Here is a 12,938-nt window from a genome sequence, read left to right on the forward strand (position 1 = left end):
TTTTATTTATTTTCTAAGTCTAAAACTAAAGTAAATAAAGCTCCCATATAGATTTTATCTATATGGGAAAATTCACTATTTTTTACATTTAAAGTTCCATTTAAATGTCTTTCTACTAAAAGTTTACTCATATAAAGTCCAATTCCAGTACCTTTGAATTTGTGTTTCGTTGTAAAATATGGTTCAAAAACCTTATCAATAATATTTTCTTTTATTCCACCTGCATTATCTTTTATATCAATAATCAAATAATTATCTTTTTTGTAAATATCAATAAAAATATATTTATCAGTAGTGATAATATATCTTAGTGCATCTTTTGCATTTACAAGAATATTCATAAAAACCTGAATAAGTTCGTTTTCTAAAGATAAAAATTCTACATTTTCAATATTTTTTATAATTTGAATTCTATTTTGAACAAAAGTATTTCCCATTAAATCCAAAGCTTTTTCGACAACGCTATTGATATTTATTGTTGAGGTATTTTTCTTTTTACTAAAAAAGTTTCTGAAATCATCAATTGTATTTGATAGATATAAAGTTGATTTTTTTATATGATTTATTCCTTCAAAAAATTCTTTATCACTTAATGTACTAAACTCTTTTTTAACTTCCATTCCAGAAGCGGCAACACTAATTGTAGAGAGTGGTTGTCTCCATTGGTGCGCTATATTTTCGAGCATTTCACCCATTGAAGCCATTCTTGATTGTTGAATTAAAATTCTATTTTTTTCTTCATTTTTTTGAATTTCAATTGCAATCTTTTCATTTAATTGTGAATTTAATTTTTTTAATAAATATTGTCTATAAAATAAAACCAAAATAAAAGTAAAAATAATCAAAACTGCTAATATTTTATAAAAAAATCCATAATCTAAACTATTTTGATAATTTACAGAAATCCAATTATTTAAAATTTCTTGTTTTTGAATTATTGAAATATCATTTATTGCTTTATTAAAAATATCATTTAAAATTGGTTCGTCATTTCTTGTTCCAACTCCTAAATTCCAAGTTTCATCAAATCTTCCTGAGATTTTTAATTGTCCAATATAGTTATTTTGTATATGGTATCCAAGGGTTACAAGAGTATCAATAAAACCAAAAACTTTTCCTTTTTGAACAAGATTTAATCCTTCTTGAATATCTTCTACATCAATAAAATCTATATTTGGATATTTCATTCTTAAAATTTCACCAATAGCATAATCTTTTATAATTGCTAATTTTTTATCTTTTATTTGTGAAAAATCATTTATAAAAGGAGCATTTATATCAGCTGCAATTACCAAAGGAATGTTTAAATAAGGCATTGTAAAATTAAGATACTTTTCTCTTTGAGGTGTTGTTCTAACAAGTGAAAATATATCACAAACTCTTTTTTGACCAAGTTCTAAAGATTCACTCCAAGTTTTTGTAGGAACTAAAGTAATTGGTATTTTAATTTTACTTTCAAGTATTTTTATATAATCAGCGGCTATTCCAATATGTTTATTATTTTCAATTTTTTCAAAAGGCATCCAGTTTGGGTCAACGCACATTTTGATAGTTTTTTTATTTTCTAAATATATTTTTTCTTTTTCATTTAATAAAAAATTATTTTCAAGATGTTTTGTATAAACAAAATCTTCTGAATTAATTTCATTTTTAATTAAACCCATTACTCGGTAAGTATTTATTATTAGATTGATTTTTTCTTGAGTTATTGTTCCAATTTTTCCATCTTTATCAAAAGCTAATTTTTTCATTTCATTTGCTTCAAAAATAAAACTTTCTAAACTTTTGTTTTGAGAATTATATTTTTCATGGATTAATTTTGCAATTTCATCTATATTATTAAAAGCATATTCCCAACCTTTGATGGTTGCTTTATAAAAATCTTTTACAAGTTTTGGGTTATTTAAAGCAAAATCTTTTGTGGTAAAAATAATATCTTCATAAAAATCAAAACCATAATCTTTAGGTTTAAATACTCTACTTTCATAACCTTTTTCTTTCAGTAAAAAAGGTTCATTCGTAATATAAGCTAACATCAAATCAGTTTTTTTATTTATTAAGTCATCAATATTAAAAGAGTGTTCTAAAAATTGTAAATTAGAAGTATTAATGCCTTTACTTATAATCATAGATTTAAAAGTTGCAAAATCTTGTTGCTCTTTTGTTATCATTATTTTTTTGTTTTTTATATCTTCAATGTAGTTAATATCTGAATTTTTTAAAGTAAGAAGAATCAATGGAGAAGATTGAAAAATCGAGCCTAATAAAACAATATCTTTTCCATTTGATTTATCTGCAATCAAAGAACTTGAGCCAATTCCAAAATCAGATTTTTTATTGATAACTTCATCTAAAACATTTGAATCATTATATTTTTTTAGTTCAACATCAAGACCAACTTCTTTATAAAAACCTTTTTCAATAGCTGTATAAAAACCAGCGAATTGAAATTGGTCAAACCACATAAGTTGAACAGAAGTTTTTTGTAAATTTGAAGCATTTAAAAAAGGCAAAGCACTCAATATCAAAGCAAATATTAACTTTTTCAAGATGCTCCTTTTAAATAATTTAATCTTTAATTAACTCAATATTATAACAAACTAAGATAAAATATCTATCATTACTTTTAGGAATAAATATGTCTAAAGAAAAAACAATTAAAAATAAGCTTTTAGAGTATGTTTACACTATTTCTAAGCAACCAATATTATTAAAAGATTTATTAGTCGCAAATAGACAACACAATGATGGAATGCATGTAGATCCAGCAAAATTAGGATTTAGAATAAGATTAATTAGAGCATATATTGTTTATATAGGAATTGTTCTTGCTATTATAGTTCCAATTTCACTTTTAACTCATAAACCTTTAGCCAAAATTGACCCACATATTTCTATTTTGGGAGCTATGGTTATAACAGCTGTTATATTTATAGGGTTTAACTTTTTTAGAGATAAAATGAGAGATACTATGACTAAAGAACTTATTATTAGATCATGGAAACTGCATTTCCCATTTTTTACTTATGAAGAATATTCAGAGAAAATAGATGAAATTTTTGAAAAAGCTATGCGAGATGAAATCTCAAAAAGAGATTTAGAAAAGTATATTTTAGAAAATCTTTCAAAATAATAAGTAGTTTTAAAACTACTTATCATGCAAAGCAACAGCTTCTTTATTCCTTTGTTTTTTCAGTTCCATATCCACATATTTTTCTATCAACTCTTGTTTTTGTTTAAATGCTAAAGTGATTTTTCTTTTAACTGGTCTATTTTCATAGATAAAAAATCCAGCTTCATACATAGATAATCTTATTGGAGTTGCAATTGCGTAAGAACTCATGATAGAGTCGTTTTTACAAAGCTTATAAATATCATCAAAATACTCTTTTGTCCAAAGTTCAAAATTCACATCACTCGAAAAAGCATCTTGATAGATTATGTCAAAACTATTTGTTTTTAGGCTTTTTATATAATCTCTCGCATTTCCAATAAAAACTTCTATTTTGATTTTTTCATCTTCATATTTGTTGCTTTTTGCAACTGAATTTATAATGTATTTTATATTCTCAAACTCTTTTGGGAACTCAAAAGTTTTAAGTGAATTTACAAGATTTCCATCAAGTTCGGGAGAATAAAAGTTTAGTTTCACATCAAGATTATTTAACAAACAATAATAAATAGTTGAAAATGTGTTATATCCAATCCCAAAACAAATATCCAAAATATTAAGTTCTTTTTTGTTTTTATGAAATGTAAACGCTGGGATTATGTGTTTTGATAAAGCTTCGTTTATCGCGCCATCATCTGGATTGTGATAGTGTTGATTATATAGTTTTGAAAATAGGGTGTTTGAACCATCTTTTGTGGTTACCACAGAGTTAATGTTGTCTTGCACTTATAGTCCATTGTCCCAATGGTGCATTTTTTTTGCTGTAAAAATATAAACATCATCAAAAAGCTCAATACAATTTGGTGCTTGAAAACCAACACTTTCAAGTAAATCTAAAAGTTCGTATCTATTGTCATTTGAGATTTTTTCTAGGATTATGATGTTTCCTGAGTTTTCTAAAGCTTTGTACATAATTTTTAAAATAGTCTCTTGGTTTTTGCAAAAAGATAAAATATCTCCTAAAACTATATATTCAAACTCTCTTGCTGTTGCTTTTAGTTTTGCACTCTCTTCATCAACAAAAGAAATATATTTTATATTTCCTTCGTTTTGAGCTCGAATTTCTTCTAAAGTAGAATCAACTAAATCTAAAGAGTTATTTATATGAAGAATAGAAATATTTGTATATGGTGAAAATAACTCTTTAAAAAGATTGAGTTTTTGTTGCACTTTTTAGTTTCCTAAAGCTTTTAATTTTTCATCTGAAAGATATAATTTCTCATTTGACATAACATCAATTTTACAAGATAAAATATCCTTTGCTATCTCTTTTGCTTCGTCTAAAGAGTGCATTGCACATGTTCCACATTGGTAAACATTTAGTTCTGGAATATCATTTTGTTCTTTTACTTCAAGTACATCTTTCATAGCTTTTTCCCAAGCCACAGCAACCGTAGTTTCATCAGGAGTTCCGATTAAACTCATATAAAAACCAGTTCTACAACCCATTGGAGAAACATCGATAATTTCAACTGAATCAGAATTTAAATGATTTCTAATAAATCCTGCAAATAAATGCTCTAAAGTGTGGATACCTTTTTCACTTAACATTTTTTCATTTGGTACACAAAATCTTAAATCAAATACTGTAATATCATCACCTTTTGGTGTTTTCATTTTTTTTGCAACTCTTACTGCTGGTGCTGGCATAATTGTATGGTCAACTCTAAAACTATCTAATAATGGCATAATAAAATCCTTATAATTTACTTTTTTAATAAGCTTGGATTGTATCAAAAGTTTATTAAATGGGCGATAATCTGAAAATATAAAAAGGGATTTTGAATAATCTTTTAACTATGATTAGTAATAAAATAATAACAAAAGAGTTTTTAATGGAATTGGTTTATTTGTGGGTTGATAAGTATAAGAATATAGAGAAACAAGGGTTTAATTTTTCGCCTAGGTTTAGGTGTGAATATGATGAAGATACAAAAGAATTAAAAATTGTTGATAAAGAAAAAACTGGAGAATCTTATCCTAAAAACTTTTTTGGTGAAAATATAAATGTTACTGCTATTGTTGGAGAAAATGGGAGTGGGAAGAGTAGTTTATTAAATTACATTGGGAATAAAGGAACTTTTTTTAATAAAAATAATGAAGTCTGTAACTTGGAAAAAGAAAAAGATTATAAAATTATACATACAAATTATGATTTATTAAAAATCAATAAACCAAGTTATTTAAATTATATGCGTAAAGGTTTGAAATACGAGAATCTATATTATACAAATCAAAATAGTCAAACAAATTTTGATGTTCTAATATTTTTTAGGTATATTGTGAATAATATTTTTAAACATTGTTATTCATTCAAATCAGAAATATTTTTCTTTAATCCTATGAAAATTATGTTTTTCGATACTTTTCATCCTACAAAAGATAATTGCAAAAAACTTGCAAAAGAAGTTAAAGATAAAAATTTCTCAAAAGAAAAATTATTAACATTTTTGTATATAGAATTATTTGAAGATGAAAATCCTAAAATACACGAAATTGAGTCCGATATTATGTCTATTGAAAAAGAGATTCTTGAAAAATTTAAGGTAAAAAATATTGAAAATATTTATGCTTTACTTGAAAAAATAGAAGAAAGTACGATATTAATTGAAGAATTTAAAGATATATATAATGTGTATAAAGAAAGCCTTTTAGAATTAAGAAATATAGGATATTTAAAAATTGATTTTGAAGATAAAGAGGGTAGAGAATATTTTGATTTGAGCCAAGGAGAAAGAAAACTTTTTACTGAAATGTTAATGATTTTTGATGAAATTAAACAAAGTGAAAACAATAATTTTCTTCTACTTTTAGATGAACCTGATTTAACACTTCATCCTGATTGGCAAAAGAAATATATTAGTGAAATGATTAAATTGTTATCGAATTTTTCTGAAAAAAAGTTTCATTTGATAATAACATCTCATTCTCCATTCATCCTTTCAGACTTACCAAAAGAAAACATAATATTTCTAGAAAAAGGAAAGCAAGTTTATCCTTTTGATGATGGAAAACAAACTTTTGGAGCAAATATCCACACCTTGCTTTCTCATGGATTTTTTATGAAAAATGGACTTATGGGTGAGTTTGCGAAAGATAAAATTCAATCAATTATAGAATATCATGAAGAACTTTTGAAAAAAGAATTAACAAAAAATGAAAATAAAAAGCAAAGAGATGAAGAAAAAGAAATTTATGAAAAAGAGCATAAAACTAAGTTTAGGCAAATTCAATCAATTATCGGAGATGATTATTTAAAACAAGTGATTAAAAATCATTTAGTTGAAATAGAAAAGATTTTATATGATGAATATTTAATTGATAAAGAGATAGAAAAACTTCAGGACAAAATTGATAGATTAAAAAGGCTAAAGAAATAATGATTTTAGTTAAATATAAAGAATTTGAAAAAAAAGATTATTATAAAAAAATAGCAAATACTGAAATGCGAAAACAAAATAATTGTACTTTTGAAGAATATTATAATACTAATATAAAAGCCATTTTAAATAATTATTCTCTTGCAGATATTTTAACTGGTGATTTTGGTAAGTTATTGGAGATAAAAGATTCTAATAATTTGACAAGTGTAGATTTTGAAATAGTTAAAACTTTTTTTAATTATGATAAAGCAAATTCAAAAGATTTTATTCCATTACTTTCAAAATTACAACCAAAAATATCAGAATTTCTTCAAGAAAATATAGAAGTTCATACTTGTTATTACTGCAATATTGATTTTATAAATACTTTCAAAAAAAACAATGAAATAAAAAATGCTTTTACGTTAGACCATGTTTTAGAAAAAGCTAAGTATCCATTTTTGGCGTTGAGTTTATACAATCTAGTGCCAAGTTGTTATGTATGTAATAGTAAAGTAAGAGATTCAAAAATATCATTTAAGGACTTTTCTCCAACAAATAAAGATTTTGATTTTGATGAAAGAGTAAAGTTTAAATCATTTATTTCAAATGTTAATCTTCAAATAGAAAAAGAACAAGATTTTTATATAAAACTTATTGAGAATTATTCAAATAAATATGATAAATATATAGAAAGTTTAAATTTAAACGATAGATATGATTATCATAAATACAAAGTTTTAGAAATGATTCAAAAAAGAAGAGAATATCCAGATAGTAGAATAAAAGAGTTAGCTGATTTGACTAAAAAAACACAAGAAGAGATAAAACAAGATTTATTTGGTATTTATACATCTGAAGATTTACACAAACGTCCACTATCAAAACTAATCAAAGACATAAGTGAAGAGTTAGATTTGATATAAATTCAAATCCAACCATTGCACTTCATATTTTTACAAGCCAAAAGTCACCAAAAGTTCTGAATCTTCTATTTTTATATCATTGATAAATGAGCCTTTAAAAGATGATTTATCAACTTTATAAATAGGAATACGATTAAAAACATTATCAATAACTGGTTTTGTATTTGTAATAATAGTATTTACAAAGTTTTTATCAATATCCATATTTGTGAGTTTCAATTCTTCTATTTGAATATCTTTTAGAAATATTGCTGAGGTTTCCCTATCAAAATATGGATTCCCAGTTATGGCAAAAGTTCCATTTGAGCTAGGTATAAAAACTGTTGAGAAATTCATATTTATAGTAGCTGCCAATCTATTTGTGCCATTTTTTACATAAATATGTGGTTTTTGGAGTTGAATATTTGCAAATACAAAATCCTGATTTATAGGAAATTCTTGTGAAAAGTTATTCAGTTCACTCTCTTCAATTTTCAAAGTCAAACCATTGCTATCAAGTTTTTTTATGCAAGCTGTAAAAAATAGAAGTGAAAATAAAACCAATAATATTTGAAGTTTTTTAAAAATATACATTTTTTCTCTTTATATTTAAAATTGCAGAATTTTACAAAGATAAATAAAAAGTTAGCTTTGGTATGAGTTTAGTTCATACCAAGATTTTTTCTAACCATTGCTTTAAATGCTTTCATATCTTCTCTTATCATTGTTGGGATAATCTCTTCTTTACAGGCATGAACGATAGTTGCAAACTCTGGTTTTGAGTAGATTGTATTTCTATCCCTTGCTAACATTATAAGTTGATTTACATCATCATCTAGGTTTATATCGGCTCTATCGCAGATTGCATCATATACATTAAAAAAAACTTCCCTATCATGTGAAGTCATTTGACAACTGTCATCAAGCATTTTAAGAGCCAGTTTTGAAGCGTATTCTATTTGTATTGGTTCAAAACTATGTGTTTTTGCCCAATCGTAAGCTTTTCTAAAAATATCAGACATAAAACTCCTTTTTATGAGCATATGCAATAAACATACCAAGGTTTTTTTGTAGAAAGTTTGGATATTATATTAAATTATTTTTGCCAAAAGCAAAGAGGTTATTATGGAAGATTATAGCGATTATTTCGAACTTAGAAAAATAAATGATGGTAGTTATGAACTAACATTACTAAATATTTGGAATAAACAAATTCTTACTTCAAACATCAAAAAATTAGAAAAACTAACTTTTTCTTCCCATACTAAATTAGCTGTGGATTTTCAAAATCTAAAAGAGTGTGACACTTCTTCAATTATCTATCTTATTTCATTTTTTAAAAAAGTTGAAGAAAAAAACTTAACACTTAAAAATTTAGATTCTTTTGAAGAGTTTTATAGATTTTATGAAAAACACTATCAAGACAATAGTTTAGATATAAAAGATAAAAAAAACATTATAGAAAAGATTGGTAAAACTGCATATGAAGCTTACCTTTCAAGCCTTGATTTTACAAAATTTGTAGGAAAAGTTTTTTATTATTTTGTTTATTCACTTTTTAATCCAAAAAAAATGAGATTAAAAGCGATGCTAAAATATATTGATACATCGGCTGTGAATGCACTTTTTATAGTAGGAATTACTTCATTTTTAGTAGGAGTTGTAATTGCATATCAAGGAGCTGTTCAACTTGAAAAGTTTGGAGCAAATATTTTTATAGTTGAGATGATTTGTATAACTATGTTTAGAGAAATCGCTCCACTTGTAACTGCAATTGTAATTGCTGGACGAAGTTCTAGTTCATATACTGCTGAAATTGGAGCTATGAAAATAACAGATGAAATAGATGCTATGAGAACTATGGATTTTGAACCAACTCTATTTTTGGTATTACCTAGAATTTTTGCTTTGGTTATTGCTTTGCCTTTATTGGTGTTTTTTGCTGATATTGTAGGAATATTTGGTGGAATGGTAATAGCTTATACGGATTTAGATGTTACATTTTTTGAATTTATAAACCGAATGGGACAAGAAGTTCCATTAAAACATCTTTTAATTGGAGTTTGTAAATCAATATTTTTTGGAGTGGCTATTGCACTTATTGGGTGTTATAGAGGATTTCAAGTACAAAACAATACTACAAGTATCGGAAAATATACAACAATAAGTGTTGTAAATGCTATCTTTGTAGTTATTGCTTTAAACGCGATTTTTTCAGTGATTCTAACTGAGATTGGAATATAATGGAAATAATAAGAGTAAATAATTTATCAACAATCTTTGGTGAAAACATAGTACATAAAGATATTTCATTTAGTGTAAATCAAGGAGAAATCTTTGGGGTATTAGGTGGAAGTGGTTCTGGGAAAAGTGTATTGGTAAAACAAATAGTTATGTTAGACAAAATTCAAAAGGGAAATATTGAATTTTTGGGAAAAGATATTTCAACTTTAGATTTAAAAGATATTCAAGATTTAAAACAACAATTTTCTTATCTTTTTCAGTTTGGAGCTTTATACTCTTTTTTGAATGTGATTGAAAATATTAGTGTGATGTTAAAAGAATATACAGATTTACCAGCAGATTTAATAGAAAAAATCGCTTATACAAATCTTCAAATTGTAGGGCTTCCAAAAAGTTGTGCATTATTGTATCCATCTGAATTAAGTGGTGGAATGAAAAAAAGAGTTGCCCTTGCACGAAGTCTTGCAATGCAACCAAAAGTTTTATTTTTAGATGAACCTACAAGTGGACTTGATCCTTCTAGTACACAAAAAATAAATGAGTTATTACTTAATCTAAAAAAAATGTTAAATATCACAATAATCATAATTACCCATGATTTAGAAACAATAAAAACAGTTTTAGATAGATTTATAATATTAAAACAAAAAATAATCTTTGATGGAAATATAACTCAAGCTTTGGATTCACAAGATGAATTTATAAAAGATTTTTTAACAAATAAAGGCAAATAATGGATACAAAAATAAACTTTTTTAAAATAGGATTATTTGTAATAGCCCTTGTAATCTCACTTTTAGTTCTTATTTTTTGGTTGGGAAAATTTGGTTTTGAAAAGAAAAAATTTGATGAATATTCAATCTATTTTCAAGAATCTGTTTCTGGATTAAATATTGGTTCATCTATAAAATATAAGGGATTTGAAGTTGGAAATGTTAATGAAATAAAACTAAATCCACTTAACTCAGAAGAGATACAAATAGATATTGCAATCAAAAAAGGAACACCAATAAAAGAAGATAATTATGCGGTTTTAGGGAACCTTGGGATTACTGGACTTAAATATATCGAATTAAAAGGTGGAAGTAATAATTCAAAACTTTTGCAAGAAGATGAAAATGGTTTTAGAATAATAAGCTCAAAAACATCAGATTTGACAACTTTAGTTGATTCTACAACTGATTTAACAAACCAATTAACTTTAGTTTTAGGGCAAATGAAAAAACTTTTAGCCGATGAAAATATAAAAACTATTTCAGATATTCTTGGTAAAACAAAAAATAGTATGAATAATGTAGAACAATTTAGTTCATATCTTGTAAATAATGAGAAAAAAATTGATGAACTTATAAAAAATATAAATCTTCTTAGTAAAAATGGTAATAAATCTTTTGAAAGTATAAACAATTCAGCAAATAGTTTCAAAGACTTAACAAGTGAGATTTTGGCTGAAATCAAAAAGGGAAGTTTTGATATAAACGGTATGTCAAAAGAGAGTTTTGACAAACTAAATAGTGTTTTAAATAACCTAGATTCAACACTTTTACAAACTCAAACTTTGATAGATAATCTAAATCAAAGTCCAAGTGATATTTTATTTAAACAAAAAAATATAAAAAATGGACCAGGAGAATAAATATGAAAAATCTTTTTTATCTTTTAATTGTAATTCTAATTTCAGGATGTACTTTAAAACAAGAAGTGGGACAAATAAATAGTTATTCTATTGATTTTAACTCAAAAAACGAAAGTTATAAAAATATAGATAAATCAATTTTGATTGAAGAACCACTTGTAAATAAAAGTTTTAATTCACGGGCAATTTTTTATAGCCAAAAACCTTATTTGTTTGAAGAGTACGCAAAAAATAGATGGATAAATCTTCCAAGTAGTATGATTCATAACTCATTATTAGAGTCTTTTCAAAGTAGTAATATTTTCTCTTTAGTCTCTGTTGAAGATACAAAAATAAAATATGATTATGTTTTAAAAACAAATGTAATCAAAATCTACCATGAAATAAATGCAGATAAATCTTATGTTATTTTGAAAATAAATTTTGATTTAGTAAAAGATAAAGAGTTGGTAAAAACATTTAGTTATGATAAGAAGGTTTTAGAAGCTCAAAATAAACCTTATGAATTTGTAAATAGTTTGAATAAAACTTTTGAAGAGATAATGAAAGAGTTGCTAAAAGAGATAAATAAATTATAATCTTTTAGCGATTATTGGAGCTAAATTCATAACTATAAAAAGTCGCATTATGTGATGAATTGTAATATATGGAACATTTGCTCCAACAATTAAAGCTATTAAATTCATCTCTGTTTGCCCACCTGGACTAAAAGCTAAAAGAGTTGAAACTATTGGGAAACCAAAAAAGTAATAGGCAATAGCTACAAAAATACCAGAGATAAATGCCAAAATCACAAAATGCCCAAAAGTTCCCATTAAAATTTTTAGAATCATTCTTAATTTAACACCTCTAAATGTAAAACCAATAATTGTTCCAAATATAACTTGAATAAATTTGATTAATTCATCTGGAATCAAAGTATGTATAAATCCACTACTATAAACAATAACACTTAAAATCATAGGACCAATTAAAAAAGCAGCTGATATTTTTAGTTTTTTCGCACCAAATGCTCCAATTAATCCAATAATAATCAGATAAAAGAACTCTACTAAATTGGTGTCTTTTATAGCTTTTGTGATTAATTGATTTCCACTAATATCAAGATGAAAAAGATATTGAATAATAAAAGGCAGAGTTAAAACCACAAATAAAAGTCTTGAAGATTGAACAAGGGTTATCTTAGCAGTATCCGCTTTTTGTTCTTCTCCTAAAATTACCATTTCTACAACACCACCTGGAGTTGAGCTAAAAAATGCAGTTTTTCTATCAAACTTTAAAACTTTTACATAATAATACATTCCAGCAAAAGTAACAATAATCGAATAAGGAATAATCAATAAAATACTAAATAAATAGATATGTAAAAATTCTAAGATTTCAGGAGTAAAAGCACTTCCAATTATCAAACCTATAAAAATTCTAGCTGGTGCTGAAAAGATTTTTGGATTTTGTATTGGAAGTTTTTCAAATCTCATGGCAATAGAAGTTGTAAAAATTGCTCCTAATAGCCAAGGAAGTGGAAGATGTAAAAAAATAAATAAAATAGAGCCACAAAAACCTATGAAAAGTGCAAGTAACATTTGAGATAATTGTTGCATGTTTATCATAGATTTCCT

Annotated in this window: 14 protein-coding genes; 7 read left to right on the forward strand and 7 right to left on the reverse strand. The window is 25.3% G+C overall.

Annotation, left to right across the window (positions count from 1 at the left end; genetic code table 11):
- Positions 1 to 2 precede the first annotated feature (2 nt).
- Complete coding sequence (locus ASUIS_RS00815; RefSeq protein WP_118885261.1) at positions 3 to 2,549, reverse strand: ABC transporter substrate-binding protein; 2,547 nt, start codon at positions 2,547 to 2,549, stop codon at positions 3 to 5.
- A gap of 89 nt (positions 2,550 to 2,638) precedes the next feature.
- On the opposite strand from ASUIS_RS00815, the gene ASUIS_RS00820 reads away from it, so the two are divergent.
- Positions 2,639 to 3,133, forward strand: a complete 495-nt coding sequence (locus tag ASUIS_RS00820) for a hypothetical protein (protein ID WP_118885262.1) — start codon at positions 2,639 to 2,641, stop codon at positions 3,131 to 3,133.
- Between the two features lie 15 nt (positions 3,134 to 3,148).
- On the opposite strand, the gene ASUIS_RS00825 is transcribed toward ASUIS_RS00820, so the two are convergent.
- Genes ASUIS_RS00825 through luxS form a run of 3 tightly spaced genes read right to left on the reverse strand, consistent with a single transcriptional unit; the run spans position 3,149 to position 4,861 of the window.
- A complete protein-coding gene (locus ASUIS_RS00825; RefSeq protein WP_118885263.1) occupies positions 3,149 to 3,898 on the reverse strand; it encodes a tRNA (5-methylaminomethyl-2-thiouridine)(34)-methyltransferase MnmD in 750 nt (249 codons plus the stop codon).
- Entirely contained in the window at positions 3,899 to 4,342 is a 444-nt protein-coding gene (locus ASUIS_RS00830) for a hypothetical protein (protein WP_118885264.1), read from the reverse strand. It abuts the gene before it with no gap.
- Between the two features lie 3 nt (positions 4,343 to 4,345).
- Complete coding sequence (luxS, locus tag ASUIS_RS00835) at positions 4,346 to 4,861, reverse strand: S-ribosylhomocysteine lyase (protein WP_118885265.1); 516 nt, start codon at positions 4,859 to 4,861, stop codon at positions 4,346 to 4,348.
- A gap of 92 nt (positions 4,862 to 4,953) precedes the next feature.
- Here luxS and ASUIS_RS13535 point away from each other — a divergent pair, with 92 nt between their 5' ends.
- Together ASUIS_RS13535 and ASUIS_RS00845 are read left to right on the forward strand one after the other, a co-directional pair.
- Positions 4,954 to 6,552, forward strand: a complete 1,599-nt coding sequence (locus tag ASUIS_RS13535) for an AAA family ATPase (RefSeq protein ID WP_128326722.1) — start codon at positions 4,954 to 4,956, stop codon at positions 6,550 to 6,552.
- Positions 6,552 to 7,460, forward strand: a complete 909-nt coding sequence (locus ASUIS_RS00845) for an HNH endonuclease (RefSeq protein ID WP_118885266.1) — start codon at positions 6,552 to 6,554, stop codon at positions 7,458 to 7,460. Before ASUIS_RS13535 ends, ASUIS_RS00845 begins: the two co-directional genes overlap by 1 nt.
- Before the next feature lie 30 nt (positions 7,461 to 7,490).
- On the opposite strand, the gene ASUIS_RS00850 is transcribed toward ASUIS_RS00845, so the two are convergent.
- Positions 7,491 to 8,033: a DUF1439 domain-containing protein gene (locus ASUIS_RS00850; RefSeq protein WP_118885267.1), complete on the reverse strand. Its 543-nt coding sequence runs from the start codon at positions 8,031 to 8,033 to the stop codon at positions 7,491 to 7,493.
- 68 nt (positions 8,034 to 8,101) lie between these two features.
- Positions 8,102 to 8,461 (reverse strand): hypothetical protein, encoded by a 360-nt coding sequence (locus tag ASUIS_RS00855; protein ID WP_118885268.1) that lies wholly within the window; start codon positions 8,459 to 8,461, stop codon positions 8,102 to 8,104.
- Between the two features lie 103 nt (positions 8,462 to 8,564).
- Here ASUIS_RS00855 and ASUIS_RS00860 point away from each other — a divergent pair, with 103 nt between their 5' ends.
- The 4 genes from ASUIS_RS00860 to ASUIS_RS00875 are packed head-to-tail and all read left to right on the forward strand — an operon-like array spanning position 8,565 to position 11,897.
- A complete protein-coding gene (locus ASUIS_RS00860; protein ID WP_118885269.1) occupies positions 8,565 to 9,683 on the forward strand; it encodes an MlaE family ABC transporter permease in 1,119 nt (372 codons plus the stop codon).
- A complete protein-coding gene (locus ASUIS_RS00865; protein ID WP_118885270.1) occupies positions 9,683 to 10,417 on the forward strand; it encodes an ABC transporter ATP-binding protein in 735 nt (244 codons plus the stop codon). The genes ASUIS_RS00860 and ASUIS_RS00865 overlap by 1 nt, the downstream gene beginning before the upstream one ends.
- On the forward strand, positions 10,417 to 11,319 hold the full coding sequence (locus ASUIS_RS00870; RefSeq protein ID WP_118885271.1) for an MlaD family protein: 903 nt from the start codon (positions 10,417 to 10,419) through the stop codon (positions 11,317 to 11,319). Before ASUIS_RS00865 ends, ASUIS_RS00870 begins: the two co-directional genes overlap by 1 nt.
- Before the next feature lie 2 nt (positions 11,320 to 11,321).
- Positions 11,322 to 11,897, forward strand: a complete 576-nt coding sequence (locus ASUIS_RS00875) for an ABC-type transport auxiliary lipoprotein family protein (protein WP_118885272.1) — start codon at positions 11,322 to 11,324, stop codon at positions 11,895 to 11,897.
- Here the strand turns inward: ASUIS_RS00875 and ASUIS_RS00880 are convergent.
- Positions 11,892 to 12,929 (reverse strand): AbrB family transcriptional regulator, encoded by a 1,038-nt coding sequence (locus tag ASUIS_RS00880; protein ID WP_226799946.1) that lies wholly within the window; start codon positions 12,927 to 12,929, stop codon positions 11,892 to 11,894. The two genes, ASUIS_RS00875 and ASUIS_RS00880, sit on opposite strands and share 6 nt — an antisense overlap.
- Positions 12,930 to 12,938: the final 9 nt, after the last annotated feature.

The sequence above is a fragment of the Arcobacter suis CECT 7833 genome, assembly GCF_003544815.1.
GTDB lineage: Bacteria > Campylobacterota > Campylobacteria > Campylobacterales > Arcobacteraceae > Aliarcobacter > Aliarcobacter suis.

What these genes read in the sequence shown, in the direction of transcription:
- ASUIS_RS00865 (WP_118885270.1), top strand. Translation starts at nt 9,683, where the DNA reads ATGGAAATAATAAGAGTAAATAATTTATCAACAATCTTTGGTGAAAAC.
- ASUIS_RS00845 (WP_118885266.1), top strand. Translation starts at nt 6,552, where the DNA reads ATGATTTTAGTTAAATATAAAGAATTTGAAAAAAAAGATTATTATAAA.
- ASUIS_RS00855 (WP_118885268.1), bottom strand. Translation starts at nt 8,461, where the DNA reads ATGTCTGATATTTTTAGAAAAGCTTACGATTGGGCAAAAACACATAGT.
- ASUIS_RS00820 (WP_118885262.1), top strand. Translation starts at nt 2,639, where the DNA reads ATGTCTAAAGAAAAAACAATTAAAAATAAGCTTTTAGAGTATGTTTAC.
- ASUIS_RS00875 (WP_118885272.1), top strand. Translation starts at nt 11,322, where the DNA reads ATGAAAAATCTTTTTTATCTTTTAATTGTAATTCTAATTTCAGGATGT.
- ASUIS_RS00880 (WP_226799946.1), bottom strand. Translation starts at nt 12,929, where the DNA reads ATGATAAACATGCAACAATTATCTCAAATGTTACTTGCACTTTTCATA.
- ASUIS_RS00850 (WP_118885267.1), bottom strand. Translation starts at nt 8,033, where the DNA reads ATGTATATTTTTAAAAAACTTCAAATATTATTGGTTTTATTTTCACTT.
- ASUIS_RS00870 (WP_118885271.1), top strand. Translation starts at nt 10,417, where the DNA reads ATGGATACAAAAATAAACTTTTTTAAAATAGGATTATTTGTAATAGCC.
- ASUIS_RS00860 (WP_118885269.1), top strand. Translation starts at nt 8,565, where the DNA reads ATGGAAGATTATAGCGATTATTTCGAACTTAGAAAAATAAATGATGGT.
- luxS (WP_118885265.1), bottom strand. Translation starts at nt 4,861, where the DNA reads ATGCCATTATTAGATAGTTTTAGAGTTGACCATACAATTATGCCAGCA.